At 69.9% G+C, this 26,882-nt stretch carries 26 protein-coding genes; 17 read left to right on the plus strand and 9 right to left on the minus strand.

Annotated features, from left to right (window positions below):
* Positions 1–89: 89 nt before the first annotated feature.
* Genes IEZ11_RS09290 through IEZ11_RS09300 form a run of 3 tightly spaced genes read right to left on the minus strand, consistent with a single transcriptional unit; the run spans position 90 to position 2,245 of the window.
* Positions 90–1,109, minus strand: a complete 1,020-nt coding sequence (locus IEZ11_RS09290) for an aldo/keto reductase (RefSeq protein ID WP_189262135.1) — start codon at positions 1,107–1,109, stop codon at positions 90–92.
* Between the two features lie 24 nt (positions 1,110–1,133).
* Positions 1,134–2,030, minus strand: coding sequence for a helix-turn-helix transcriptional regulator (locus tag IEZ11_RS09295; protein WP_189262136.1), 897 nt, complete (start codon positions 2,028–2,030; stop codon positions 1,134–1,136).
* Between the two features lie 2 nt (positions 2,031–2,032).
* Positions 2,033–2,245 (minus strand): hypothetical protein, encoded by a 213-nt coding sequence (locus IEZ11_RS09300; RefSeq protein WP_189262137.1) that lies wholly within the window; start codon positions 2,243–2,245, stop codon positions 2,033–2,035.
* A gap of 157 nt (positions 2,246–2,402) precedes the next feature.
* Between IEZ11_RS09300 and IEZ11_RS09305 the strand changes: the two genes are divergently transcribed.
* From IEZ11_RS09305 to IEZ11_RS09320, 4 genes are all read left to right on the plus strand, one after another.
* Positions 2,403–3,437 (plus strand): alcohol dehydrogenase catalytic domain-containing protein, encoded by a 1,035-nt coding sequence (locus IEZ11_RS09305; RefSeq protein ID WP_189262138.1) that lies wholly within the window; start codon positions 2,403–2,405, stop codon positions 3,435–3,437.
* A 118-nt stretch (positions 3,438–3,555) separates the two neighbouring features.
* Positions 3,556–4,998 carry an MFS transporter gene (locus tag IEZ11_RS09310; RefSeq protein WP_189262139.1) on the plus strand — a complete coding sequence of 481 codons (1,443 nt, stop codon included), beginning with the start codon at positions 3,556–3,558 and terminating at the stop codon, positions 4,996–4,998.
* Positions 4,998–5,882, plus strand: coding sequence for an aldo/keto reductase (locus tag IEZ11_RS09315; RefSeq protein WP_189262140.1), 885 nt, complete (start codon positions 4,998–5,000; stop codon positions 5,880–5,882). The genes IEZ11_RS09310 and IEZ11_RS09315 overlap by 1 nt, the downstream gene beginning before the upstream one ends.
* Positions 5,883–5,912: 30 nt before the next feature.
* Positions 5,913–6,980, plus strand: a complete 1,068-nt coding sequence (locus IEZ11_RS09320; protein WP_189262141.1) for an NAD(P)-dependent alcohol dehydrogenase — start codon at positions 5,913–5,915, stop codon at positions 6,978–6,980.
* 71 nt (positions 6,981–7,051) lie between these two features.
* On the opposite strand, the gene IEZ11_RS09325 is transcribed toward IEZ11_RS09320, so the two are convergent.
* From IEZ11_RS09325 to IEZ11_RS09335, 3 genes are all read right to left on the minus strand, one after another.
* A complete protein-coding gene (locus tag IEZ11_RS09325) occupies positions 7,052–8,092 on the minus strand; it encodes a zinc-binding dehydrogenase (protein WP_189262142.1) in 1,041 nt (346 codons plus the stop codon).
* Positions 8,093–8,301: 209 nt separating this feature from the next.
* Positions 8,302–9,336: an NAD(P)H-dependent amine dehydrogenase family protein gene (locus tag IEZ11_RS09330; RefSeq protein WP_189262143.1), complete on the minus strand. Its 1,035-nt coding sequence runs from the start codon at positions 9,334–9,336 to the stop codon at positions 8,302–8,304.
* A gap of 313 nt (positions 9,337–9,649) precedes the next feature.
* Positions 9,650–10,438 carry an enoyl-CoA hydratase/isomerase family protein gene (locus tag IEZ11_RS09335; RefSeq protein WP_189262144.1) on the minus strand — a complete coding sequence of 263 codons (789 nt, stop codon included), beginning with the start codon at positions 10,436–10,438 and terminating at the stop codon, positions 9,650–9,652.
* Between the two features lie 494 nt (positions 10,439–10,932).
* Between IEZ11_RS09335 and IEZ11_RS09340 the strand changes: the two genes are divergently transcribed.
* From IEZ11_RS09340 to IEZ11_RS09395, 12 genes are all read left to right on the plus strand, one after another.
* Entirely contained in the window at positions 10,933–12,414 is a 1,482-nt protein-coding gene (locus IEZ11_RS09340) for a class I adenylate-forming enzyme family protein (protein WP_189262145.1), read from the plus strand.
* 150 nt (positions 12,415–12,564) lie between these two features.
* Positions 12,565–13,782: a CaiB/BaiF CoA transferase family protein gene (locus tag IEZ11_RS09345; protein WP_189262146.1), complete on the plus strand. Its 1,218-nt coding sequence runs from the start codon at positions 12,565–12,567 to the stop codon at positions 13,780–13,782.
* Positions 13,779–14,618 (plus strand): NAD(P)-dependent oxidoreductase, encoded by an 840-nt coding sequence (locus IEZ11_RS09350; protein WP_189262147.1) that lies wholly within the window; start codon positions 13,779–13,781, stop codon positions 14,616–14,618. Before IEZ11_RS09345 ends, IEZ11_RS09350 begins: the two co-directional genes overlap by 4 nt.
* 325 nt (positions 14,619–14,943) lie before the next feature.
* Complete coding sequence (locus tag IEZ11_RS09355; RefSeq protein ID WP_189262148.1) at positions 14,944–16,407, plus strand: aldehyde dehydrogenase family protein; 1,464 nt, start codon at positions 14,944–14,946, stop codon at positions 16,405–16,407.
* Positions 16,408–16,482: 75 nt separating this feature from the next.
* The gene (locus tag IEZ11_RS09360) at positions 16,483–17,343 is read left to right on the plus strand and encodes a mycofactocin-coupled SDR family oxidoreductase (protein WP_189262149.1); all 861 of its coding nucleotides are present in this window, start codon (positions 16,483–16,485) and stop codon (positions 17,341–17,343) included.
* Positions 17,344–17,362: 19 nt separating this feature from the next.
* Positions 17,363–17,554 (plus strand): ferredoxin, encoded by a 192-nt coding sequence (locus tag IEZ11_RS09365; protein ID WP_189262150.1) that lies wholly within the window; start codon positions 17,363–17,365, stop codon positions 17,552–17,554.
* Positions 17,555–17,595: 41 nt separating this feature from the next.
* The gene (locus IEZ11_RS09370; protein ID WP_189262151.1) at positions 17,596–18,975 is read left to right on the plus strand and encodes a cytochrome P450; all 1,380 of its coding nucleotides are present in this window, start codon (positions 17,596–17,598) and stop codon (positions 18,973–18,975) included.
* 95 nt (positions 18,976–19,070) lie between these two features.
* Positions 19,071–19,400 (plus strand): ferredoxin, encoded by a 330-nt coding sequence (fdxA, locus tag IEZ11_RS09375; RefSeq protein WP_189262152.1) that lies wholly within the window; start codon positions 19,071–19,073, stop codon positions 19,398–19,400.
* Positions 19,401–19,432: 32 nt separating this feature from the next.
* Positions 19,433–21,094, plus strand: coding sequence for a thiolase C-terminal domain-containing protein (locus tag IEZ11_RS09380; RefSeq protein ID WP_189262153.1), 1,662 nt, complete (start codon positions 19,433–19,435; stop codon positions 21,092–21,094).
* 63 nt (positions 21,095–21,157) lie between these two features.
* Positions 21,158–21,469, plus strand: coding sequence for a hypothetical protein (locus tag IEZ11_RS09385; protein WP_189262154.1), 312 nt, complete (start codon positions 21,158–21,160; stop codon positions 21,467–21,469).
* A gap of 56 nt (positions 21,470–21,525) precedes the next feature.
* The gene (locus IEZ11_RS09390; RefSeq protein WP_229712907.1) at positions 21,526–22,068 is read left to right on the plus strand and encodes a DoxX family protein; all 543 of its coding nucleotides are present in this window, start codon (positions 21,526–21,528) and stop codon (positions 22,066–22,068) included.
* A 29-nt stretch (positions 22,069–22,097) separates the two neighbouring features.
* Positions 22,098–23,309, plus strand: a complete 1,212-nt coding sequence (locus IEZ11_RS09395; RefSeq protein ID WP_189262155.1) for an NAD(P)/FAD-dependent oxidoreductase — start codon at positions 22,098–22,100, stop codon at positions 23,307–23,309.
* Between the two features lie 63 nt (positions 23,310–23,372).
* Here the strand turns inward: IEZ11_RS09395 and IEZ11_RS09400 are convergent, their stop codons facing one another.
* From IEZ11_RS09400 to IEZ11_RS09410, 3 genes are read right to left on the minus strand one after another with little or no spacing between them, the layout of a single operon-like run.
* Entirely contained in the window at positions 23,373–23,831 is a 459-nt protein-coding gene (locus IEZ11_RS09400; protein ID WP_189262156.1) for a hotdog family protein, read from the minus strand.
* Positions 23,832–23,854: 23 nt separating this feature from the next.
* Positions 23,855–24,382, minus strand: coding sequence for an FAS1-like dehydratase domain-containing protein (locus IEZ11_RS09405; protein ID WP_189262157.1), 528 nt, complete (start codon positions 24,380–24,382; stop codon positions 23,855–23,857).
* 36 nt (positions 24,383–24,418) lie between these two features.
* Positions 24,419–25,234 carry an acyl-CoA thioesterase gene (locus IEZ11_RS09410; protein WP_189262158.1) on the minus strand — a complete coding sequence of 272 codons (816 nt, stop codon included), beginning with the start codon at positions 25,232–25,234 and terminating at the stop codon, positions 24,419–24,421.
* A 247-nt stretch (positions 25,235–25,481) separates the two neighbouring features.
* Here IEZ11_RS09410 and IEZ11_RS09415 point away from each other — a divergent pair, with 247 nt between their 5' ends.
* Entirely contained in the window at positions 25,482–26,834 is a 1,353-nt protein-coding gene (locus tag IEZ11_RS09415; RefSeq protein WP_229712908.1) for an aromatic ring-hydroxylating oxygenase subunit alpha, read from the plus strand.
* Positions 26,835–26,882 lie beyond the last annotated feature (48 nt).

Genomic DNA, 26,882 nt, shown 5'->3' on the forward strand with positions numbered 1-26,882 from the left:
CGAATGGAAGGGGTGGGTGGACTCCGCCGTTCAACGGTCTGCCGCCGATCAGGGCGACCGGCGGCAGACCGGGGCCACATCCGTCCAGGTCAGCGGCGTCGCTGGTCGCCTCGCAGCTCGAAGTCGCCGTAGCTGTTGTCGGCGGGGTTGACCGTCAGGCCGGGAGCGACGATTTCGTCGATGCGGTCGAGGACGTCGGCCGGGAGCGTGACCTCGGCAGCGGGGAGGAACGCCTCCAGCTGCTCCATGGTGCGCGGTCCGATGATCGCCGAGGTGACGCCGGGGTGATTGATCACAAAGGCGACGGCGAGTTCGATGAGCGTGAGACCGGCCTTCTCCGCAAGGACCGCGAGCTGCTCGACGGCGTCGAGCTTGCGCCGGTTGGCCGGGCTGCTCATGTCGAAGCGAGCCGGCGGACGTGCCGCGGACGCGGGGCCGGAAGAAGTGTCCCTGCGGTAGCGGCCGGAGAGCCAGCCACCGGCGAGGGGGCTGTAGGTCAGCGTGCCCATGCCGTGGCGGCGCGCGGTGGGAAGCACGTCCTCCTCGATGCCACGGACCAGGATCGAGTACGGCGGCTGCTCGGTCACGAACCGCTCCAGGCGGCGTTCCCGGGAGACCCACTGGGCCTCGACGATCTGGGAACCGGAGTACGACGAGGAACCGATGTAACGGACCTTGCCCTGGTGAACGAGGTCGGAGAGCGCGCCCAGGGTCTCGGCGACATCGGTGTCCGGGCTGGGGCGGTGGACCTGGTAGAGGTCGATGTGGTCGGTGCCGAGCCGCCGCAGGGAGTTCTCGACCTCGCGGATGATCCAGCGTCGCGAGCCGCCCCGGTGGTTGGCATCGTCCTGGCTCATCGGCATGAAGAACTTGGTCGCGAGGAAGACGTCCGCACGCCGGTCCTTGAGCGCCTTGCCGACGATCTCCTCCGAGACCCCGCCGGAGTACACGTCTGCGGTGTCGACGAAGTTGATCCCGGCGTCGAGGGCGCGATGGATGATCCGCACGGAGTCGGCCTCGTCCTCGTTGCCCCAGGGGCCGAACATCATCGCGCCCAGGCAGAGCGGGCTGACCTGGACACCGGTGCGACCGAGCGGTCGGTATTGCATGAAGCTGTTCTCCTCGTCGGGTGGTCAGTCGTTCCCCGAGGGGACGACAGTGCCGGTGCTCGCCCAGCTGGCGAGGAGGCTGAGGGCCTCCTGCTCACGCGAGTCCGGTTCGGGGGTGTAGATGTTGATGCGAAGGCCGGCATCGGCCGGAAGATCCATCGCCTCGTAGGGAAGCGCGAGTTCGCCGACCGTCGGGTGGCACAGGTGCTTGACGCCGGAGCGGTGGAACTTCACGTCGTGGCGGGCCCAGCGGCGTGCGAACTCGTCGCTCTTGGTCGTGAGCTCGCCGATCAGATCGGTCAGCGCCTTGTCGTGGGGCGCTCGGCCCGTCTCGGTGCGCAGGAAGGCGACCGAGTCGTCGGCTCCCTTGCCCCAGTCCGCCCAGAAATCCTGGGCCGCCGGGTCCAGGAAGAGGAAGCGGGCGGTGTTCACCGGTCCGCGCTGTGCGAACAGAGGGGAGTCGAAGACCGGTGCGTACAGTGCCCGCCCCAGCGCGTTGGCGGCCAGGATGTCGAACCGCCCGTTACGCACATAGGCCGGCACATCGGTCATCGAGTCGAGCATCCGCAGGATCGTGGGCCGCACACGGGACGCGGTCATCGCGGGCCGTCGGCCCGACGGAGTCGCCGCACGGGCCAGATCGTAGAGGTGGGCCCGCTCGGCCTCGTTGAGCTGCAGTGCGTGGGCGAGAGAGTCGAGCACCGAGTCCGAGGCGCCGCTGAGATTCCCGCGTTCGAGCCGCACGTAGTAGTCCACGCTCATACCCGCGAGCAGAGCGACCTCCTCACGGCGGAGGCCCGCGACACGGCGGTTGCCGCCGAAGACCGGCAGGCCCGCCTGCTGGGGGGAGATCCGTGCCCGCCGGGTGCTCAGGAACTCACGGATCTCGGCGGTCACGTTCTTGTCGGTGGTGCTGGCCATGGTCAGATCCCGATCACATCGACGGCGACGTCGACCGCGGACACAGCCCGGGGCCGGCCGGCGGCCCGCGACCGTTCGCGGTCCCCGCCCTCGACGGGCGAGGCGAAGATGACCTCGCCCGTGAACGAGGCCGGCTCAGGAGGCTCCCCGACGATCCTTCGGGTTGCTGTCGGTCGGGGGTCCAGGGACACGGGTGACTCCTTCTCGGTCGCCATGGAACTTGTGCCGGTTCCTTCACCGTAGAACCCGCGCCGAGGGTCTGCGAGGTACTGCCATTACCTGGAACAGCAGGGACTCCCACGTGCGCGCAGGAGCGCGTTCCATGGCAAGGGTCAAGGACTCGCAGTCCGAACACCAGCCTGAAGGAACACCGTGCGCGCAGCACTCATGTACGGAGCCGGCGACGTCCGCGTCGGAGATGTCGCCGACCCCGGCCTCAAGGAACCCACCGACGCGCTGGTCCGCATCACCACGGCTTGCATCTGCGGCAGTGACCTGCACCCCTACCACTCGATGTCCGCCTCCGGCGGACCGGTCCGGATGGGCCATGAGTTCATCGGCGTGGTCGAGGAGACGGGCAGCGAGGTCAGCACCGTGCGGAAGGGGGACCTGGTCATAGCCCCGTTCGCGTACTCGGACGGCACCTGCGAATACTGCCGGGCCGGGCTGCAGACCTCCTGCGTGCACGGCGGCTTCTGGGCCGTGAACGGCGTCGACGGCGGCCAGGGAGAGGCGGCCCGGGTGCCGCTGGCGGACGGCACTCTGGTCAGGCTCCCGGTCGGCGCCGACGACGCGCTCATCCCCTCCCTGCTCACCCTCTCCGACGTCCTCGGCACGGGTCACCACGCCGCTGTCCGCGGCGGGGTGAGGCGGGGCAGCACCGTCACCGTGATCGGGGACGGCGCGGTCGGCCTGCTCGCCGTACTCGCCGCGAAACGGCTCGGTGCCGAACAGATCGTCCTCATGGGTCGGCACACCGCCCGGACCGACCTCGGCCGTGAGTTCGGTGCCACCGACGTGGTCGCCGAGCGCGGCGGCGAGGGCATTGAGAAGGTACGCGAGTCCACCGGCGGCGGCAGTGAGATCGTCCTTGAGGCGGTCGGGCTCCGGCCCGCCTACGAGCAGGCGTACGGAGTGGTCCGTCCCGGTGGCACCATCAGCCGCGTGGGTGTGCCCCAGTACGAGGAGGCCCCGGTCGGCTTCGGCAGCCTCTTCGGCGGCAACGTCACCCTCACCGGAGGACCCGCTCCGGCCCGCGCCTACATCGGCGAATACCTGCCCGACATCCTGGAGGGCCGTATCGAGCCCGGCCGGGTGTTCGACCGCACCGTCGACCTCGACCGCGTTGCCGAGGGCTACCGGGCCATGGACGCGCGCGAGGCACTGAAGGTGCTGGTGCGGCCGTGAACAGGCAGTCTGAGACCGACAAGGTGGCCGTTCCGGCACGCTTCGGCGAAGGGCCGTCCATCCCCAGGGCGAGCACCAGTGCCGGCGCCGGGAATCCGACGACAGGGCCGGTGACGCGATGACCACCAGTGCACAGCGCACGGCCTCGGCCGCGGCGCGGAAGCCGACCGGCGGCCCGGCCCACGCGACGCTGATCCTGACGATCATCTGCATCAGCTATTTCATGGTCATCCTCGACAACTCGATCGTCTTCACCGGACTGCCGCAGATCCGGTCCGACATGGGGTTCTCGGAGACCGGCCTCTCGTGGATCACCGACGCCTACGTCCTGGTCTTCGGCGGGCTGCTGCTCCTGGGCGCCAGAGCCGGTGACCTCTTCGGACACCGCCGGGTGTTCCTTTTCTCCCTGGTCGTCTTCTCACTGACATCGCTCCTGGTGGGCGCCGCGCAGACCCAGTGGTGGCTGATCGGCGCCCGAGCGCTGCAGGGTGTAGGCGCCGCGGTACTGGCCCCTTCCGCCCTGTCGCTGCTCACGCGCAGTTTCGCGGAGGGGCCGGCCCGCAACCGGGCCATGGCCGCGTACAGCGCTGTGGCCGGTCTCGGCGCGGCTTTCGGCCTGGTCGTCGGCGGCCTGGTCGCCGATCTGATCTCGTGGCGGGCCGGATTCTTCCTCAACGTCCCGATCGGCATCGTGATGATGGTCCTGGCAATGCGGTTCCTGCCCGAGACCGACCGCCGGCGAGGCCGCTTCGACATCCCGGGAGCGCTGCTGGCGACCCTGGGCTCGACCGCTCTGGTCCTCGGCATCGTGAACGCGGCCGACTTCGGTTGGACCGCTCCCGCCACCCTGATCCCGCTGGCGGCCGGTGTCGTGATGCTGACGCTGTTCGTGCAGGCGGAGCGCCGGGCCGCGCAGCCGATCGTGCCGCTGCGGCTGTTCGCCGGCCGGGAGCGCAGCGGCGCCTACGTCACCCGGATGCTCTACATGGGCGCGATGATGGGGTTCTTCTTCTTCACGGCGCAGTTCGTGCAGAGCGTCTACCACTGGACGCCGCTGCAGGCCGGCCTCGCCTTTCTGCCGATGACGCTGGTCAACTTCGCCTTCGCCGTCCAGGTACCCCGGCTGCTGGAGAAGGCCCGCAGGCCGCTGGTGCTCCTCACCGGCGTGATCCTGACCGCAGCGGGCATGGCGTGGCTCAGCCGTCTCGACCTGCACACCTCCTACCTGACCGGCGTGGCGCTGCCCATGGTGCTCATCGGCGCAGGCCAGGGGCTGGCGCTGGCCCCGATGACCTCCAGCGGTGTCGACGGCGTCGCGCCCGAGGACGCCGGCGCCGGCTCGGGCCTGGTCAACACCGTGCACCAGATCGGCAGCGCGCTGAGCCTGAGCATCCTGACTGCCGTGGCCGCCGCCGTATCCACCGGCCACACGGCCGCCGACATCGCGGCCCGCTCGGGCGCGGCCCTGACCGGCTCCGCCGTACTGCTGGCGCTGGCCGTCCTGGCCGTCGCCACGCTCATCGTGCCCTCACGGGGCACCCGCAAGGAAAGGTCCCTCTGATGCTGACCCTCACTCTCAACAACGGCATCCAGATGCCGGCCCTCGGACTCGGTGTCTTCCAGACCCCGCCCGACGAGACCAAGGCGGCGGTCACCGCGGCGCTCGAGCTCGGCTACCGGCACATCGACACCGCTGCGGCGTACGGCAACGAGCGCGAGGTCGGCGGGGCCATCCGTGACTCCGGAGTACCCCGCGACGACATCTTCATCGAGACCAAGATCTGGATCAGCGACTACGGGTACGACGAGACACTGCACGGCTTCGAGAAGAGCGCCGCCAAGCTCGGCGTCGATCAGATCGACCTGCTGATCCTGCACCAGGCACTGCCGTCGGACTTCGACCGGACCGTCGCGGCCTACCAGGCGCTGGAGAAGCTCCTGGCCGACGGCAGGGTCCGGGCCATCGGCGTCAGCAATTTCATGGTCGCCCACCTGACCGCGCTGCTCGACGCCGTCACCGTCGTCCCCGCGGTCAACCAGCTGGAGATCCATCCCTACTTCCAGCAGCGCGCCGTCCTCGACTTCGACGACGAGCACGGCATCCTCAACCAGGCGTGGTCTCCCATCGGGGGCATCACGTTCTACCCGGGATACGGCGAAGGCCGCAGGAGCGTCCTTGAGGATTCCGCCGTCCAGGCCATCGCCAAGGCCCACAGCAAGAGCCCTGCCCAGGTGCTGCTGCGTTGGGGCGTCCAGCAGGGACGCTCGGTCATCCCCAAGTCCACCAAGCGCGACCGGATCGCCGAGAACCTCGACGTCTTCGACTTCGAGCTCTCCGCCGACGAACTCTCCGCTCTCGACGCGCTCGAGACCGGCCGGCGCGGCGGCCCCGAGCCCGAGAACGTCACCCTCGCCCGCTACGGCCGGGCCGTCCCCGAGGCCTGAAACGTCCGTCCCCTGCTGCAAGGAGCCACCATGCCCACCACCGTCAAGGCGTTCGGCGCGCACGACGTACGCCAATCACTGACCCCCCTCACCATCGAGCGCCGAGACGTCGGCCCGCACGACGTCAAGCTCGACATCCTGTTCTGCGGTATCTGTCACTCTGACATCAACTTCGTCGGCGGTGACTTCGGCCCGCTGCCGGTCAGCCCGCTCGTGCCCGGCCACGAGATCGTCGGCCGGGTGACCGAGGTCGGCTCCGCGGTCACCCGCCACCGGGTCGGCGACCTGGTCGGCATCGGCTGCATGGTCAACTCCTGCCGCGCGTGCGAGAACTGCCGGGCCGGTCAGGAGCAGTACTGCCTCAAGGGCCACACCCTGGTCTTCGGCAGCCCCGACCCGGCCGAACCGGGCGCCCACACCCAGGGCGGCTACTCCGAGGCGATCGTCGCCCCCGAGGACTTCGTCGTCCGCGTCCCCGATGGCCTCGCCCCGGCGGCCGCGGCCCCGCTGCTCTGCGCCGGCATCACCGTCTACGCTCCGCTCAAGCGGTACGGCGCGAAGCCGGGCGCCAAGGTCGCGGTGGTCGGCCTCGGCGGCCTGGGCCACCTCGGGGTGAAGACGGCCAAGGCGATGGGCGCCGAAGTCACCGTGCTCTCCCGGTCCGACAGCAAGCGCGACGCCGCGGCGGCCCTCGGAGCCGACCACTTCGCCACCACCGGCGACGGGTCGGCGTTCACGGAACTCGCCAACACCTTCGACATCATCCTCAACACCATCAGCGCGCCGGTATCGCTCAAGGACTACTTCGGGATGCTGCGGCTGCACGGCACCATGGTGAGCGTCGGCGTGACCACAGAGCCCATGCCACTGGAGGTCTTCCCGCTCCTCCAGAACGGCCGCGCGTACGCGGGCTCGCTGTTCGGCGGCATCGCCGAGACCCAGGAGATGCTCGACTTCGCGGCCGAGCACGGTGTGACCGCCGAGATCGAGCTGATCGGCGCCGAGGACATCAACACGGCCTACGAACGGATCCTCGCCTCCGACGTCCGCTACCGGTTCGTCGTCGACGGTGCGAGCTTCGCCGAGCTGAAGGCCTGACGAGCACTCCGCCCTCGCAACGCGAAGAGGTGCGCCCCCTCCGGGGACGCACCTCTTCGCCGGTTTCCCGCTCAGGGCTGGCTGATCCGCAGCAGCGACTTGATCGCCCGCCGCTCGTCCATGGCAGCGTACGCGTCGGCGACGTGGTCGAGATCGGTCTCGAAGTCGAACATCTTGCCGGGGTTGATCCGGCCGTCCAAGACGGCCCGCAGCAGTTCGGGGATGTACTGGCGGGCCGGGGCGACCCCACCGCGGACGCCGACGTTCTTCCAGAACGCGGTCTTGTAGTCGAACTCGGTGTACGTCGGGAACCCGACCGTTCCGACCATGCCGCCGGCCCGGGCCGAACCGACCGCGGTCGCGATGGCCTGGTCGGTGCCCACGCACTCCAACGCAGCGTCGACGCCGACCCCCTCGGTGAGGCGCAGGACGGCCGCGACGGCCTCCGCACCGCGCTCCTCGATGATGTCGGTCGCGCCAAACTCCTTGGCGAGGGCCTGCCGCGCGGGGTGCCGGCTCAGCGCGATGATCCGCGAGGCTCCGAGCAGGTGAGCGGACAGCACGGCGGAGAGTCCGACCGCGCCGTCACCCACCACGGCGACGGTGCCGCCCTTTCGCACCCCGGCCGAGATCGCGGCGTGGTAGCCCGTGCACATGACGTCCGACAGCGCCGTGAACGACGCGAGCTGGGCGTCGGAGAACTCCGAGCCCGGCACCTTGACCAGGGTCGCGTCGGCGTAGGGCGCTCGTACGCGCTCGCCCTGGCCGCCATCGGTGTCGCCGTTGCCGAACGACCCTCCGTGCTCGCACTGGGACGGGAAACCGTGCCGGCAGGCCGGACAGGTGCCGTCGTTGTAGGTGAACGGTGCGATCACGAGGTCGCCGACGGCGAGCCCATGGACCTCGCTGCCGGTCTCCTCCACCACCCCGATGTACTCGTGACCGATGCTGCCGACCTTGTGCTGGTTGACACCGCGGTAATACCAGAGGTCCGACCCGCACACGCAGCCACGCACGACGCGGACCACCACGTCGGTCGGCTCCTGGATGCCCGGGTCGGGACGCTCCCCGACCTCGATCTGCCGCTCGGCCCTGAACAGTGCTGCCTTCACTTCGCTCTCCTGTGCCCATTGCCCGATCCGGCCCGGTCCTGTCCGGATATTCGGTTCGCAAGGTGCCCTGGCCGGTCGACACAGTCGCAGCCGGGTCACAGCATCGATGCAACATCAAGCCAGGGGAGTGCGGGAGGACCTGCTCTTTCCGGTAACGGCAGTACCCCCTTCGAGGCATGGTGCGTGGCGCGGGACGAGCGTCCCGAACGTCAGCGGCTGAAGTTCGGCACCAGGGGCAGCTCCGCGGTGGTGAGAATGCCCGGGCGGGCGTCGCAGACGTCGGCGACGCTGTTCACCGGCAGGTTCGCGTTGATGCCGGGCGACCAGGTGCCGTAGCCGTCGCTGGCGAAGCGGAGGTCCATCTCCATGGGGACGTCACCGCGTACGGAGACGTGCCAGCCGGTGTTGAGGACCTCCCAGGCCGGTTCAAGGTCTCGCACCACGTACTTGACGCGGGAGTAGGAGAAGAGCGGACTTCCCCTGTGGTAGCCCGTGATGTCCTGGCGCCAGGCTCCGACGGTGCCGGCTGGAACGGTCATGACGCCGATCTCGGTGTCCTTGGTGGCGACGGCTATCTCGGACGTGGCCGTGATGTCGTCGATCGGCACGGACATCGCGTCGGCGATCTGGCGCAGGGCCGCTCCGTCCGTCCGCTCCGAGCGGGCCGCTCCGTCGGCCAGATCGGCTGTGGCCGGGTCGATGCCGAATATCTCCCGCAGGAACTCGGGCGAGCGACGCGTGGAAAGGTCCGCGTACTGGGCGATGGCGATGTTGTCGAACCGGCGTTCCATCACCAGGAGGGCCAGCGGTACGACCTCGGTGATGAAGCCGGGACACGAACCGGTTCCGTACAACGACGTGCCGCCGCGGGAGCATGCGGCCTCGACGCGCTCGCGGACGCCTGGATCCAAGGTGCCCGCGTGCGGGAAGCCGACGACGGTGGTCACGATGTTGGAGCCGGACTCCAGGATCCGGCACATGTCGTCGATCGACTCCTGATGCAGGAGCGGCATATACATGACGCAGTCGGGACGGGCCGCGAGGATCTCCTCGATGTCACGGGTCGCCACGACACCGGTCGAGGCGAGACCGCAGAGCTCACCGGCGTCGCGGCCGACCTTGTCGTCCGCGTACACACGCAGGCCCACGAGGTCGTACTGCGGGTGTTCGATGATCGAGCGGAGAGAGCTGATACCGGTGTGGCCGGTGGCCCACTGCGCGACTCGGTAGCGCTTGCCTGCCATGGTCCGTGGTTCCCTTCCGTCATGCGCCTGCCCCGTCGTGTCGTCGGGCTCCGCAGCGACGCGGGCGGGCGTGAATCGTCAGGTATGTGTCCGGAAGCGCGGTTGCGCGCTCTTGCCCTTCGTTCGTTTCGGTCGGGGACCCACGGCGACGAAGGGCATGGGTATGAGAAGGCCGGCCCCAGCCTGTGGGTGGCTGCGGGAAGCCACGCCAGCGTAGGGCTTCTAGCGAATAAATGTAAATACATCGAAGAATAGATCGATGTGATCGGCCTGCACGTGCCGTACCTCCGCCGGTTGCGGAGAATGTCCGGCGCTACCGGCCCTGGAAGCGGGGCGGTCGGCCCTGACGGAATGCCTCGATGCCCTCGTGCAGGTCGGCCGTGGTCATCGTGACGGGCTGGGCGAGAGCCTCCCACTGGATGGACGCCTCAAGTCCGGCGGCCGACTGCTCCAGCCCCGTCTTGGTCAGCCGAAGCGCGATCGGTCCAGCCTCCGCGATATGCGCGGCGACGTCCAGCGAGTGCTTGAGGGCGTCGTCGGCGACCCCCGCTACCAGTCCCCAGCCGAGCGCCTCGTCGGCACCCACCTCGCGGCCGGTGTAGAGCATCTCCCTGGCCCGCGACATGCCGATCGCCTCCGGCAGAAGCCATGTGGCGCCCATGCCGCCATGGGTGCCGCGGTAGATGAAAGGGGTGCTGAACAGGGCTGTGGTGCTGGCGAAGCGCAGGTCGCAGGCCAGGGCGAGGCAGACACCCGCTCCGACGGTGGGGCCGTTCACCGCGGCGATGACGGGGAAGGACAACTCCCGTGGGCGCAACCAGCTGCGGTAGAAAGGCAGCATCCGGTCGCGCAGCCGGTCGATGGTGACATCCTCCGCCGCCCCCTGGTCCAGCCACGACAGGTCGGCCCCCGAACAGAAGGAACTGCCTGCGCCGGTGACGACCATCACGCGGGTGTCGCGGTCCGCCGCGATGCGGTCGACGGCCGTGTTCCACGCCTGCGTCAGCTCTTCCGTCATGGCGTTGCGGACCTTGGGAAGGTTGAGGGTGGCCACCCGGACGCCCGGGCTGGGCTCCGTCACCAGTACCGCGTCCGCCGTCATCTGTCGGTCCCTTCCCTCTGCGACGGGCAAACTGTACAGGGGGGCAACGGCGTTCGCGGGTCAGGTGCCTGACGAACACTCCGTGCGCGGAGCGGGCGTGTGATGTGTGCAGGTCCGGGCCGCCTGCTCGGTGTCGCGCGGCGCGGGGCCCTCAGCATGCTCTGGAGATCCGGAGCTGCAAATTGATACATTGACAAGCATCTACGCTTGTGGTCTGCTCGCCGTTGCGACGGGTACGGCGGAGCCGTCCATGAGGCGGCTCCGCTTCAGGTGTCGGCGCCGCCCGGCCATGAAGAGGCTGGACTGGGCAGGTGAGGGGCGCGCCGGTACCCCTGTATGCGCGACAGTCCGGTTCCGTGAGTCCGTTGCCGCAGGGCATCGCCACGGGCGAGGAGCCGTCAGCCGGTTGCTGCCGTCGCGCAGTTCGCGAGGTCACGGTCAGGACAGCGGTGCCGTGCGAGGCGGCCCGCCTCACCGATGCAGCGGAGCGATCCATGAACCTCCCGATGATCCTTGACATGGTGGCCGACGGGATGCCCGGCCGCGTACTGCTCGGAGACCGCGTCGACGGAGTCACCGGCGCGGGCCTGCGGGCGCGGGCCCGCGCCGGCGCCGCCCACGTGACGGCGGTCGGCGCGGACCGAGTGGTGTACCTAGGCCCGAACGGCCCGGCGTTTCCGGTGGCGTTGTTCGCCGCCGCTCTTGCCGGCGTCCCCTTCCTGCCGGTCAACTACCGACTCGGTGCGGAGCAACTCGCAGACGTGCTGAGTCGCCAGCACAGACCTCTCGTCGTGACGGACACCCCCGACCGGGTGCCCGGACTCCCCGCGGTCGGGGCCGACGACTTCCTGCGGCTCCCGCTGGCGAACGCCGACCCGTCCGCGGCGCTCGTGACCGGCGAGGACGACATCGCCGTGCTGCTGATGACCAGCGGCACGACGGCGGCCCCCAAGAGCGCGGTCCTGAGGCATCGCAACCTGGCCGCGTACATCTTCGGTTCCGTCGAGTTCTGCTCGGTGCCGGAGGATGACGCCACGCTGGTCAGCGTTCCTCCTTACCACATCGCCGCCGTCGCCAACGCCCTGTCCAACCTGTACTGCGGTCGGCGGGTGGTCTACCTGGACCGCTTCACCCCGGAGGGCTGGCTGGACCTGGTCCGGGAGCAGCGGGTCACGCATGCCATGGTCGTGCCGACGATGCTGGCCCGTATCGTCGCCGAGTTGCGCCGGCGAGGGGAGCAGGGTCCCGCTTCTCTGCGGTCCATCTCCTACGGTGGGGCAAAGGTGGCCCGGGACGTGGTGGAGGAGGCGCTGCGGCTCTTTCCGGAGGCTGGTTTCGTCAACGCGTACGGCCTGACCGAGACCGCTTCGTCGATCGCCGTACTGGGCCCCGAGGACCACCGGGCGGCGCTGTCGAGTCAGGACCCGGCGGTGCGTGGCCGACTCGGCTCCGTGGGACGGGCGCTGCCGTCGGTGGAGATCGAGGTGCAGGACGAGGGCGGCCGTTCCTGCCCGCCGGGACGGATCGGCGACATCCTCGTGCGGGGCGCCCAGGTGGCGGGCGAGTACCTGGAGGCCGGCAGCCTGGTCGGCGAGGACGGCTGGTTCCCCACACGGGATCGCGGCTACCTGGACGAGGACGGCTACTTGTTCGTCCGCGGCCGGGCCGACGACACGATCATCCGGGGCGGGGAGAACATCGCGCCCGCCGAGATCGAGGAAGTGATCGGCCGTCACCCCGCTGTCCTCGACTGCGTGGTGGCCGGCGTGCCGGACCACGAATGGGGCCAGGTGATCGGTGCCTTCGTCATCACCCGTCCCGGTGGCCGGACGGACGAGACGGAACTGCGTACGTGGGTGCGGGACCGGCTGCGCGGCTCGAAGACACCCGATCGTGTGGTCTTCGTCCAGGAGTTCCCGACCACGCCGACCGGCAAGGTCGTCCGTCGTGATCTCGTTGCGCTGCTGGCGTCGTGACTCTTGAGTTCGATGTTTTGATGAATATACTTACATCGAAATATTCGTGGGGCGGAGCTCCGCTCCACGTCTCGCCTTTCCGCCGCAGTCACTGCCCCGGAGGCCGTTCGTTCCCTTGAGGAAGCGAGGTTCGGTCGCGTGTTCAAACCCATGGAAGGTGTGCGTGTCCTGGAGGTCGCGCAGTTCACCTTCGTCCCTTCCGCAGGCGCCGTTCTGGCGGACTGGGGTGCTGATGTCATCAAGATCGAGCACGCGGAGAAGGGAGACGCCCAGCGGGGTCTCGTCAGGGCGCTGGGCCAGGACGTGGTCTCCAGGGGGTCGAGCTTCGCGCCGATCATGGACGGACCCAACCGGGGCAAGCGCAGTATCGGCCTCTCTCTGGAGAAGCCCGAGTCCAAGCGGGTCCTGCACGAACTCATCCGGTCCAGCGACGTGTTCCTGACGAACTTCCTGCCGGGAGCCCGGGCCAGACTGGGCATCGACCTGGAGGACGTCCGCGCCGTCAACCCGGACATCATCTACACCGTCGGGACCAGCTTCGCGCACAGCGGGCCAGAGGCCGACAAGGGCGGCTACGACGGGACGGCCTTCTGGGCGCGGGCGGGCACCGCCGACTCGGTGACCCCGCCCGGCTCCGACTGGGTCATCCCGCAGCCCGCCGGCGCGTACGGAGACAACATAGGCGGGATGACCATCGCCGGTGGCATCGCCGCGGCACTCTTCGCCAGGGACCGGACCGGTACCGCACCGACCGTGGACATCTCACTCCTGGGCGTCGGCGCCTGGGCGATCCAGCTCAACGTCAACCTGGCGCTCATGGCGGGCGGGCCACTGCCCAAGCCCGATCCCAGGATCGGCAATCCCAGCAATCCGCTGAGCGGCCTCTACCGGACCGCCGACGACCGCTGGCTCTCCCTGGTCATGCTCCAACCCGGCCGATACTGGGCCGACTTCTGTGTGAAAACGGGGCGTCCCGAGCTGGCCCACGACCCGCGGTTCGACTCCGCCGAGAAGCTGATGGCCAACGCCGGGGAAGCGGCCGCCCTCGTCGCCGAGATCCTGGCCTCCCGGACGAAGGACGAATGGGTCGCCGCCTTCGCGGACATCGAGGGCCAGTGGGCGGTCGTCCAGAACACGTACGAGGTCGGCCACGACCCCGCGCTGCGCGAGCTCGGGCAGATCGCCGACGTGGTCGACGCCGACGGGATCACCCGTCAACTGATTGCCAACCCGGTGCAGTTCAACCGGGAGGCACCGCGACTCACACGCGGTCCGTTGTTCGCCGAGCACACCGACGAGATCCTGCGCGAGCTCGGGCTCACCGACGACGAGCTGCTGGAACTCAAGATCGCGGGCGCGGTCACATGAGCGGTCCGCGCGAGGTGCGCCGGGTCGGCTTCATCGGCCTGGGGAGTCAGGGCGGTCCGATGGCGCGACGGATCGCCGAGGCGGGCATCCCCACCACGTTGTGGGCTCGCCGGCCCGAGGCACTCGCGGAGTTCCGGGACACCGACGCCGCACTGGCCGCCTCGCCGGCCGAACTGGCGGCGGCCGGCGACCTGGTCTGCGTATGCGTCCTGGACGACGCCGCGGTGGAGCAGGTCGTCACCGGCCCCGGCGGAGTCCTGTGGCACCTGGCCGAGGGCAGCGTGATCGCCGTCCACAGCACGGTGCGGCCGGACACCGTCGAGCGGTTGGCCGACCGGGCCGCCGAGCGCGGGATCGCGGTCCTCGACGCGCCCGTCAGCGGCGGCGGACCGGCCGCCGAACAGGGACGGCTGCTCGTGATGCTGGGCGGGGACACCGACGCCGTGCAGCGCTGCCGCCATGTCTTCGTCACCTACGGCGACCCGGTCGTCCACCTCGGCCCGGTGGGCGCCGGCCAGCGGGCCAAGCTCGTCAACAACCTGCTCCTGGCAGCCAACATGGGCGTCGCCGAGAGCGCCTTCGCCCTCGCACGGGAACTTGGGGTCGACCCGGCACAGCTCTCCGTCGTCCTTGCCCACGGAACGGGGAGGAGCTTCGGGGCGGGCATGGTGCGCGAGCCGGAATTCACTCTCCGCACCGCCGGCGACCGGGCAGGCGCGCTCCTGCAGAAGGACGTCCGGCTGATCGCCGAGGTGGCCAAGGGCACCGCAAGCCATCCCGGAATCGTCCTCGACGCCGCGGACGCGGCCCTCGCCTCGATGGGGCGCCCCCGGTGAACGGGCGCGGTGGCGCCGACAGCCGCGCCCTGGGCGGGACCGCCGGGCGAAGCTCGGCCGCCGCGTTCGCGCACGGCGCCAGTGAGTGCGTCGGCAACGACATCGCCGTGGTCCGCGGCGCCGCGTCCGAACGCCGCCAGGAACTCGGTCGGCCGGTCGACGCACACCGCGTCATGGGCCACCGGCCGAGCCCTGAAGCACCGGACCCTGTGCGCCAGATCTCCCGCGGTCGCCGGACGCTGAGCGGTCCGGCGCCGACCGTCACCCCCGCGGCGCGCACTTCACCGCGCCGTGACCGATCTACGCCGCTTCTCCTGGAGTTTCCATGTCGACGCTCGGCACCCGCATGCTCATCGACGGCGCCCTGGTCCAGTCCGGTACCCACCGCACCTACGACAACATCAACCCTGCCACGGAGGAGACGATCGGCGTCGCGCCCGACGGTGATGCGACCGATGTCGAGCGGGCGATCGGAGCCGCCCGCCGGGCCTTCGACACCACCGACTGGTCCACGAACGTGGCACTGCGCCGACGGTGCCTGACACAGCTGCGTGACGCGCTGTTCGGTGCGGTCGAAGAGCTCCGGCCGCTGATCGTCGCCGAGACCGGCAGCCCGGTCAGGTTGACCTACCGCATCCAACTGGACGAGCCGATCCGGTACATCGACCACTACATCCGCCTGCTGGAGGGCTACGAGTTCGAGAGCCCGCTGCCGGTCAAGGAGATCCACGGCCGTCCCACCAACCGGATCGTGCGCCGCGAGGCGGCCGGTGTGGTCGCCGCCATCACACCCTGGAACTACCCCTTCTACCTGAACATCTGCAAGGTCGCCGGCGCCCTCGCGGCCGGCTGCACGGTGGTGCTCAAGCCTGCTCCGGACACCCCGAGCGCGGCGCTGGCGCTCGGCGAGATCGCCGCGACGCACACCGACATCCCGGCCGGCGTCCTCAACGTGGTGACGACCAGTGACAACAACGTCGCCCAGATCCTCGCCACCCACCCCGACGTCGACGCCGTCACCCTGACCGGCTCGACCGCCACGGGGCGCAGGGTCATGGCCGCCGCCGCGGACACCGTCAAACGTGTGACGCTGGAACTCGGCGGCAAGTCCGCGGCGGTCGTGCTCGACGACGCCGATCTCCAGGGCATCCTGCCCTCGCTCGTCACGGGCCTGTGCGCGCACGCCGGACAGGGCTGCGCCTCGCTCACCCGGCTGCTCGTGCCGCGGGCCCGGTACGACGAGGCGGTGGGCGTCGTCGCCGAGGCCCTGCCGCGTGTCCCCTGGGGCGACCCGACCGACCCGGCCAACCTGATGGGACCGGTTGTCAACGCCCGGCAGCGTGACAGCATTCTGCGCTACTACGAGTCGGCCCGTCGCGACGGGCGCGTCGTGGTCGGCGGGCAGCCGCAGACCCGGTTCGAGAAGGGCTACTACGTCGAGCCGACCCTGATCGCCGACGTCGACCCGAAGGCCCCGGTGGCGCAGGAGGAGATCTTCGGACCCGCCATGGTGGTCCTCCCGTTCGAGGACGACGAGGACGCTCTGCGGATCGCCGACAGCACCATGTACGGCCTGTCGGGAGCCGTGTTCAGCGCCGACCTGGACCGGGCGATGGCCCTTGCCCGGCGGTTTCGCACGGGAACCGTGGGTGTCAACGGCGGCAGCTGGTTCGACGTCGAGTCACCGTTCGGCGGCTACAAGCAGAGCGGCCTCGGCCGCGAGTGGGGCGTCGCGGGCCTTGAGGACTTCCTCGAGGTCAAGACGATCGCCTATCCGGCGGCCGGCTGATCCGGCCCGCACCTTCGGCCTCGGCCGCCGCGGCGCGAAGGACGGCAAGTCACTTCTTCCCAGAAAGGCCCGGACATGGGACGTGTTGAGGGCAAGGTCGTGTTCATCACCGGTGCGGCCCGCGGACAGGGACGCAGCCACGCGGTGCGCCTGGCGGAGGAGGGCGCGGACATCATCGCCGTGGACCTCTGCCGGGACATAGCCTCGAACAGGTATCCGCTCGCCTCGCCGGACGACCTCAAGGAAACGGTCCGGCTCGTCGAACAGCAGGGGCGGCGGATCGTCGCCGTGGAGGCCGACGTCCGCGAGCGGGCACAACTCGCGGACGCCCTGCAGCAGGGCATCTCCACGCTCGGCAGGGTCGACGTGGTCGTGGCCAACGCCGCCGTCATGCCGCTGCATGGGCAGCCGCCGCTGCAGGCCTGGACCGACGCGGTCGACACGAACTTCCTCGGAGTGGTCAACGCCGTCCACGCGGCGCTGCCCCACCTCCCCGACGGTGCCTCGATCATCGCCACCGGATCCGCCGCCGCGTTCATGACCGGCCACAAGGTCGCCGAGCCCGGTGTGAACCCCGGAGGGTCGGGCTACACGTACGCCAAGAAGGCCCTGTCGGAGTTCATCCACGAGGTGGCCCGCAACGTCGCCCCGAGGATGATCCGGGCCAACGCGGTCCACCCGACCAACTGCAACACCGACATGCTCAACAGCGACCCCATGTACCGGGCGTTCCGGCCCGACCTGGAGAACCCCACGCGTGAGGACGCCCTGGAGTCCTTCCCCCGGCAGCAGGCGATGCCCGTTCCGTACGTCGAGCCGCTCGACGTCAGCAACGCCGTCGTCTACCTGTCCTCCGACGAGTCCCGCTACGTCACCGGGCTGCAACTGCGGGTCGACGCGGGGTCCTACCTGAAGTTCCACGACTTCCATGTCTGAGACGGCGAGGAGTACGGCGATGAAGGTGCGCGTCGACGGGGCCGTCTGCCAGGGCCACACCCTGTGCGCGATGACCGCCCCGAAGCTGTTCGTCCTGCGGGACGAGGACGGCCATGCGCAGGCGGTCTCCGAAGAAGTGCCCGCGGACCAGGAGGAACTCGCCCGTGAGGCGGCCCGGTCCTGTCCCGAGCAGGCGATCGTCCTGTTCTGAACCGTCAATTCCGGTCCCGCGAAGGAAACAGGAGAAGGACGATGACCGCCGAAGAGGACCGCACCGGTGACTCCCGCCGCACGGGTGACCGGATCAGCCTGGACCGGCACAGCACCCGGTACCGCACCGATTTCGAGGGACTCAGCGACGAGTTCCACGCCAAGTGCCCGGTGGCGTGGAACCAGGAGCACGGCGGCCACTGGTTCGTCACCGGCAACAGGCAGCTGTTCGACCTGGCCCGCCGCGCGGACGTGCTCTCCAACGACGCCGACGTCCGCAACGAACGGCGGGGCTACGACGGCATCTCCATCCCGGCGATCCCCAAGGAGCGCCGGAACGGCATGGTCGGCGGGTTCATCGAGATGGACCCGCCGGCCCAGCGGCACTACCGCAACGCCCTGAACCCCTACCTCTCCCCGGCGGCGGTCGCCCGCTGGCAGCCGGTGATCGACGAGATCACCCGCGCCTGCCTCGACGAGGTGATCGAGACCGGGAGCATCGACTTCGTCGACGACCTGGCCAACATCGTTCCGGCGGTCCTGACGATGGCGATGCTCGGCCTGCCGCTGGCGGACTGGGGCGTCTACTGCGAGCCGACGCACGCCAGCGTCTACACCCCTCCGGGCTCCCCCGACTGGCAGCGGGTGCGGGACCTGTCCGTGAAGATGGCCGGACGGCTGGCCGAGAGCCTGCGGGGGATCAGGGACAATCCCCGTCCCGGTCTGGTGAACGCCGTGCTCACCGCGGACATCGACGGCAGCCGCCCGGACGACGGGGAAGCCCTCGGCGTGGTCCAACTGCTCATCGGCGGCGGCTTCGACACCACGACCGCACTGACCGCGCACTCCCTGGAGTGGCTCGCGCACCACCCCGGCGAACGGGACCGGCTGAGCAGCCAGTGGGAGTCACTGCGCGACAGCGCCACCGAGGAGTTCCTCCGCTATTTCACCCCCGCTGTCGGAGACGGTCGCACCATCTCCCAGGACGTCGAGATCAACGGCACCCGGTTCGGCGAGGGAGAGCGGGTCTGGCTCTCCTGGGCGATGTCGAACCGGGACGCGTCCGTGTTCGACGATCCGCACACCGTCCGCATGGACCGCACGGGCAACCGGCACGCCAGCTTCGGGTTGGGCATCCACCGGTGCATCGGCTCCAACGTCGCCCGGGCGACGTTCAAGACGATGCTCAGGGCCGTGCTCGACCGGATGCCGGACTTCGCCTGTGACCCGGCGCGGGCAGTGCATTACGACACCACCGGCGTCATCAACGGGATGAAGCACCTGCCGGCCACCTTCACGCCGGGCGAACGGCTCGGCGCCGGCCTGGCCGAGACACTCACGAAGCTACAGCGTGCCGTCGACGAACAACGCCTCGCCGAACCGGTCACCGTACGCAGGGAACGGGCCGTGCTCGACGACTGATCGGTCCCCCGCTCCGCGGCCGACGCTCGTCTGCCGACTTCCCGACCCCGGTACCGGGCCCCGTCCCGTGCCGCGAGACCCGCTTGGAGTACCCGATGGCCTACGTGGTGGCCGAGCCCTGTGTCGATGTCCTGGACAAGGCCTGCGTCGACGAATGCCCCGTCGACTGCATCTACGAGGGCGCCCGGATGGCGTTCATCCAGCCCGAGGAGTGTGTGGACTGCGGCGCCTGTGTGCAGGTCTGCCCGGTCGAGGCCATCTACTACGAGGACGACCTGCCGCAGGAATGGTCGGCGTTCACGCGCTACAACGCGGACTTCTTCGCGGGCGTCGGCTCGCCCGGCGGGGCGGAGAACATGCCCAGCGGCAGCGTGCCCGACCCGGCGCCCGTCACCGCGCTGCCGCCGGGTCCCGCCGAGCGGTAAGGACACGGCTCCCAGAACAGGAGACAGCACAAGTGAGCGCACCTGGACGGCCCCTGCCGTTCGTCACTCCGCAGACGGAGTTCTACTGGAGCTCCGGCGCCGACGGGAGACTGCGGCTGCAGCGGTGCCGGAGCTGCTCCGGCCTGGTCCACCCTCCCAAGCCGGTGTGCCCCCACTGCCGTGGCCGGGAGCTCGACGTGCGCGAGGTGTCCGGACGGGGAGTCCTCTTCGGTTTCACCGTCAGTCACCGGTTTCAGCTGCCTGGGCTGCCGTCACCGACCGTTGTCGCCCAGGTGGCCCTCGACGAGGACCCGAGGGCGCGGCTGACCACCCGGCTGGTGGACTGCCGGCCGGACGACGTGCGCCTCGGTATGCGCGTGGAGGTGACGTTCGAGCAGGTCGAAGACGTCTGGCTGCCGCTGTTCCGACCGGCCGCCGAGCAGCCCGACCCCGCTGTGCTGCCGCCTGACGAGATGGGCCCGGAGGAGGTCCGCGCTCACGTACGGCCCATGCTGGGTACGCGGAAGTTCGAGGACGACTCCGTCATCTCGGGCATCGGTCAGTCGGTGCTCGGCCGACGCCTTCGGGCGGATCCGCTCGCCCTTGCCCTCCAGGCCTGCGAGGCCGCGGTCGCCGACGCCGGCCTGGCCATGGACGACATCGACGGCCTGTCCACCTACCCCGGCGGCGCGCTGGACAGCGGCATGGGAGAGGGCGGGGTGACCGCCGTGGAGGCCGCGCTGCGCCTGCGCCCGACCTGGTACAACGGCGGGACGGAGACCTTCGGTCCGGGTGGTTCGGTCATCGCCGCGATGCTGGCCGTCTCCGCGGGACTGGTCCGTCATGTGCTGTGCTTCCGTACCGTCTGGCAGTCCAGCCACGACGACTTGCTGCGCCACGGCGTGATCCGTCCGAAAGGCGGCCGGATCACCGGCGACATGGGCTGGGGCGTGCCGTTCGGGGCGACGTCGGCCGCCCACGTCCTCGGGCAGACGGCCCACCGTTACCTGCACCGCTACGGGGCCACACGGGAGACCCTAGGCTGGATCGCGCTGAACCAGCGGGCCAACGCGGCACTCAACCCCACCGCGGTGTACCGCGATCCGCTCACCATGGGCGACTACCTCGACGCCCGGACGATCACCACACCGTTCGGACTCTACGACTGCGACGTACCCGTCGACGGGGCCGTGGCCGTCGTCGTGTCCGCGGCAGACACGACCGGGGATCTCGCGCGGACACCGGTACGGGTGGAGGCCGTGGGTACCCAGATCGTCGAACGGCTGGAGTGGGACCAGAGCACGTCCACCCATGAGCCGCAGACCCTGGGCCCGGCCGCCCATCTGTGGTCGCGTACCGACCTGCGTCCCGCCGACGTCGACGTGGCCCAGCTCTACGACGGCTTCACCTTCAACTGCCTTTCCTGGATAGAGGCGTTGGGATTCTGCGGCATCGGCGAGGCGAAGGACTTCCTGGACGGCGGGAAGAACATCGCCCGCGACGGGGTCCTGCCCCTCAACACACACGGCGGCCAGCTCTCCCACGGCCGCACCCACGGCATGGGGCTGCTCCACGAAGCCGTCGTGCAACTTCGCGGCGACGGCGGGCCGCGGCAGGTGGCGGGGGCCCGCGTGGCCGTGGTCAGCAGCGGCGGACTGACGCCGAGCGGCGTGCTGCTGCTGCGCACCGACTGACGTCGTCGTCCGCGCCCCGCGTGTCGTACAACCGCCCCGCCAGAGCAGCATGAGGAGAACGTCATGAACCTTCGCGTCGGCCAGACCCTGTGCAGCGCCGTCGACGGAACCGCAGTCATCGTCGTCCGGTGCCCTCGACAGGACGTCACCCTCACCTGCGGCGGCCGGGAGATGAGCCCACAGGATTCCGCGCCGACCAGCCGAGCGGCCGCCCTCACCGGTGCCCCGGCGAACGGGGCGCTCATCGGCAAGCGCTACGCCACCGAAGACGGCGCCCTGGAGGTGCTGTGCGTACGCCCGGGGGAGTACCCGCTGGAAGCCGACGGCACCGCGCTGGCGGTCAAGGCACCCCGGCCGCTGCCGGCCTCGGACTGACCGGGGTCCCGCGCCCGCCAAGGGCGTGCACCGACCTGCGAAGAAGGAGAAGACCCTTGGCAGTTCACGAACCCACGAAGGACCACGGCAAGAACCTGGCACGGTTGCTGCTCCGTGCGGCCCTCGGGGGCACGATGGTCGCGCACGGGCTCAACCACGGCCGCTCGCTCGACGGGACGGCCCGATGGTTCGGATCCATCGGGTTCAGTGCGCCGAAGCTCCAGGCGCGCGCGAGCGCGGTCGTCGAGACCGCGGCGGGCGTCGCGCTCGTCGCGGGCGCGGGAACGCCGCTCGCGGCGGCGGCCGTGGTGGGCACCATGGGGGTGGCCGGGCGCGCGGTGCATCAGCGCAACGGGTTCTTCGTGAACGCCGAAGGCTACGAGTACGTGCTCAACGTGGCGATCGCCGCGACGGCGCTGGCCGCGCTCGGACCCGGGCGCTGGAGTGTCGACCGGGCTCTCAGGGCCGACCGCCGGCTGACCGGTGTGCCCGCGGCGGCCGTCGCGGCGGGCCTGGGCATCGCGGCGGCGTCGGCTCAGCTCGCCGCGTTCTGGAACCGGCCCGCCCCGGCGGAAAAAGAAGTGGACGCACACCCGTGACGGCCCGCACAGGGAGCGAGGGTCGAGCAATGCCGGATCATCCGGAGCATGTCGTGGTGGTGGGCGCCGGACTGGGTGGCGTACGCGTGATCGAGCAGTTGCGTGCTCGCGGGTACGCGGGACGGATCACCCTGGTCGGCGCGGAGCGGCACGAGCCCTACGACCGGCCCCCGCTGTCCAAACAGATCCTGAACCGGGACTGGGAACCGGACCGGGCGACGCTGCGCAACCGGTCCGCTCTGCGGGCTCTGGAGGTCTCCCTCCGGCTCGGCGTGCAGGCCGTCGGGCTGAACGGCACCATGGTGGAACTGGCCGACGGCGGGCACATCGTCGGCGACGCCGTCGTCATTGCGACCGGCGCCGCACCCCGGAGCCTGCCCGGCCAGCCGGACGGAATCGCCGCGCTGCGCACCCTTGATGACGCTCTCGCCCTGCGGGACGCGTTGGACTCGGCGCGGTCCCTGCTGGTCGTCGGGGCGGGGTTCATCGGGGCTGAGGTGGCAAGTGGGGCCCGCCGGCGCGGGGTCGAGGTGACCGTGCTGGAAGCCATGCCGGTGCCGTGCGAGCGGGTGCTGGGCCGTTCGGGCGGCGGACTGGCGGCCCGGCTGTTCACGGACGCGGGCGTCGACCTGCGTTGCGGCTCGCGGATCGCCCGGTTCGCCGACCGGCACACGGCGGAGCTGTCGGACGGCCGGACCGTGTCGGCGGACGCCGTGCTCGTGGCAGTCGGTGCGGCGCCCGACCTCGGTTGGCTCCACACGGCCGGGCTGGGAAAGGGCGACGTCCTCGCGTGTGACAGGAACGGCCGGGTGCTCGGCACCGACGGAGTGTGGGCGCTGGGCGACGTGGCGGCCTGGCAGGACGTCGGGCGCGGTCAGTTCCACCGCCACGAGCACTGGACCAGCGTGGTCGACCAGGCCGTCATCGTCGGCTCCGACATCCTGGGCGCGCAGCGGCCGGCACCGACGGTGCCGTACGTCTGGTCCGACCAGTTCGGCCTCAAGATCCAGGTACTGGGCCGGACCGACCTCGCCGACGAGGTCATCGCCCTGCACGGCGCGGGCCTGACCGCAGGTCCGGTCAGGGGCACGATCCTGGCGTATCTCGTGAACGGCACCCTCGCGGGCGCTGTCGGCTTCGGCGCCCCGGCCAGGATGGTGCGTTACAGGACGCTGGTCGCGGAGGGAGCCGACCGCGCGGCCGTGCTGGCCTTCGCGGAGTCCGGTGCGTCCGTCGGCTGAACCGGCCGACGGACGCACCGGCGTCCGGCTCCGCGGCCTGCGGCCGACCGCACGAAAGCGTAGTCACCGCGCCGCGTGTCCCAGCCGGATCCGTGCCCGTCCCGGTGCGATCCTCTGCCCGGAGTCGTTCTCCGCCCAGACGTCGAGATCCAGTACGGTCGTACCGTCCTCCTTCTCCGTCCGACCGGTGACGATGCCGGTACAGGCGATCCGGTCCCCCTTCAAGGCGGGGCTGCGGAACCGTAGTTCCAGGTGCTCCAGCCGGCCCTGGCCGTCCAGCCAGCGTTCCAGCGCGCAATGGAGCCAGGACCAGAGCAGGTTGCCCATCCCGAACGCGCCGGGGTAGCCGGCGGCACGTCCGGCGGTGTCGTCCATGTGGATGCCCACGAACTCGGAATTGACTGCGGCGTATCGGTTCCACACCTGGAAGCCCGCCTCCCGGACGAACGGCGGGACAGCCGCTCCCACGGCGAACCACGTCTTCGCCGACTGTGCCGGATCGTCGGGGGCCACTTCGGTCATCGGTTCCTCCTGTGCCGGTGAGCTCAATAGCGGATGAGGGTCATCCGGTGGACCTTGACGGTCTCGTCGCGTTGGTTGGTCCACGTCGTCGCGGTCTCGGTCAGCAGCATGGGACCCAACCGGCCTTGCTTCGCGGTATAGCCGGCGATGACGGACTCCGCCGTGATGACATCGCCAGGGCGCATGGGCACGCCCGAGTATGCGGTCGAGATCCCGCCGTTGAGGGCGTGGGGCAGATCCGGGGGTACGACGCCGAGGAGGTGCTCCATGGCGCCGAGGTTCCGCCGGGCCGGGTCGAGCGGGATCTCCTTGCCGGTGTGCTCGGTGCGTGCGGCGCCCCAGGCGAAGGGGTTGAACTCAGGCGGCGCCGTCAACGTGCCCGTTTCCGCTGCGCGCGGATCGAGATAGTGGGCGGGAGGCGATTCCGGATGGTGGACGGCGAGTGCCCACTTGCGGATGTCCGACTCGGTGATCGGGTACGAGATCTGACGGCCGTAGGGCTGGTTCACGATCGCCAGCATGTCCGGGCGGATGAGGATCGGTTCGCTCACGTGCGGCTCCTTGCAGGTGGCTCTCGAAACGTCGGTTCAGCGGGGCGGCCACCGCAGCAGCCCCTCCTGGGCGACCATGGCGACGAGGCGGCCCGTCCGGTCGAAGAAGCGCCCCTGCGCCAGGCCGCGGCCGTTGCCGGAGGACGGCGAGATCTGGTCGTAGAGCAGCCACTCGTCGACCCGGAAGGGGCGAAGCAGCCACAGGCAGTGGTCGAGAGAGGCCGCCATGACGGGCGGTGAGGGATGGGGGAGGGCCGCCGTTCCCAGCAGAGTCAGGTCGCTGAGGTAGGCGAGCCCGCAGATGTGCAGGGCGGGGACGTCGGCCAGCGGCTCGCGGTGGCGCATCCAGTACTGCCCCCGGGCCTGCGGGGTGCCGTCGGCCGTGCGACGTCGGGGGACCATCCGCAGCTCCCAGTCCGGCCACTCCTCGCGCAGCAGACGTGCCAGGACCGGAGGCGGAGGGGAGAACGCGTCGACGTCATCCGGGTCCGGCACGGAGGGCATGGTCTCCTGCGCGTCGGGGCCCGGCTCGGTGCGTTGGAAGGACACCGAGAGGGAGAAGACCTGTCTCTCGTCCTGCCTGGTGGTGACATGGCGCGTGGCGAACGATCGGCCGTCGTGCAACCGCTCCACATGGAGTTCCGTGGGGCGCCGGGGCAGCCCCGGCTGCAGGAAGTAGCCGTGCAGAGAGTGGGGGACCAGCGACCGCGGAGCCGTCCGCAGCGCGGCGGCGAGTGCCTGCCCCACCAGCTGGCCGCCGAAGGTGTGCTTGAGCAGGGTCGGCATGGCAGGGGAGCGGAACACGTCGTCCGTCAGACGCTGAAGGGCCAGAACGTCATGGAGGCGGGGCACGGATCACTCCAGTTAGTTCGAAGTTTCCAAGAGTGTAGCAAGATTGGTTGAGCTCATCCGAAGGCGTCCTGCGGTGACGGGAGTCAAGTCTGACCAGGCGGCGAGCAGTTGTGTGTCCGGTGTTGACCCTTGAACCGAGACGAAGCTAGTATCTGTGAGACTTTTAGAAAGATGGAAATATTCGCGCGGTTGATGAACCACCTCCGCGTGCGCAGCGATCCTGCCCATCAGCAAGGAGTTGTCGAAGATGACAGCGATCGACGACGACCTCGGCGCAGCGACCGGGGTGCCCGGCCGAGGCGGGGTGCCCTTTCCGATGCGGGATCGGCTGCACGTGCCCCGGGAGCGTTACTTCGACCGCGGGTTCTACGAGCTGGAGAAACGGAGCCTGTGGTCGCGGACCTGGCAGATGGCCTGTCGGCTGGAGGAGATCCCCCAGCCGCACGACTTCGTCGAGTACGAGATCTGCGGCCGGTCCCTCCTCCTCGTCCGTCAGCCCGACCGGTCGGTCAAGGCGCTGCACAACGCCTGTCGGCACCGCGCCACACAGCTGGAGAAGGGGGCGGGACGGCTGGCCGGCGGCCAGATCGTCTGTCCTTTCCACGGCTGGCGCTGGAACGCCGACGGCACCAACTCCTTCGTTTACGGCGCCTCGGGCTTCGCCCCGGAGTGCCTGCGCCCCGACGACCTGCGGCTGCGCGAGTGCAGGGCCGAGGTCTGGGGAGGATGCGTATGGATCAACCTCGACCCCGACGCGAGCCCGCTCCGCGAGGCGCTGCACCCCGTCGCCGACCTCCTTGAATCGATCGCCGTCGGCAACTGGCAGGTCAGGTGGTGGAAGGAGGTGGTACTCCACGCCAACTGGAAGCTCGCCCAGGAGGCGTTCATGGAGGGCTACCACGTTCCGCAGACCCACCCCCAGCTCGCCGGCGGCCTGAGCGTCGAGGACTTCCCCGTCGACCAGAACCGCTACGACGCGTTCGACAACGGCCATTCCAGCTTCGGCAGGAAACTGGCCGGCGAGCGCTACACGAGCATCGAGACGCTCATTCTGGGCGGGCAGTTGCTCTCGGACGGTCAGGACGCGATGACGCTGGAGCGCGACCTCACCGTGTTCGAGGGATTCCGTAACAAGATCCAGCCGGGCGATGACGTCGGCGCCGCAGCGGCCGAAGCGCTCCGCGACCATGCCAAGGGCGCCGGAATCCCGTGGCCCGAGGGTCTCGAAGACAGCCCGTTGTTCTTCGGGGGCGAGGTCTTCGTCTTCCCGAACCTCTTTTTCCTGCCCCAGTACAACAACTGCCTCAGCTACCGCATCCGTCCTCACCAGGACGACCCGGAGTGGTGCCGTTTCGAGGTCTGGTCGCTCACCACGTACCCCGCGACCGAACTGCGGCCCCGCGCCGAGCAACTCGGACGGTTCGCCAAGGACGACTCCGAGCACTGGGGCCTGATCCCCATGCAGGACTTCAGCAACATCGAGCGCCAGCAGGCCGGTCTGCACACCGTCGGGTTCGAGGAGACACGGCTCGCCACCGAGTGGGAGAACGCGATCGGCAACATGCACGTCGAGCTCGACCGACGCCTCGCCCGGGACTAGGGCATGTCTGACAGCTCCCGCCTGCCTCGCGACGCCGTGCACGCACTC

This window comes from Streptomyces fuscichromogenes, assembly GCF_014645815.1.
GTDB lineage: Bacteria > Actinomycetota > Actinomycetes > Streptomycetales > Streptomycetaceae > Streptomyces > Streptomyces fuscichromogenes.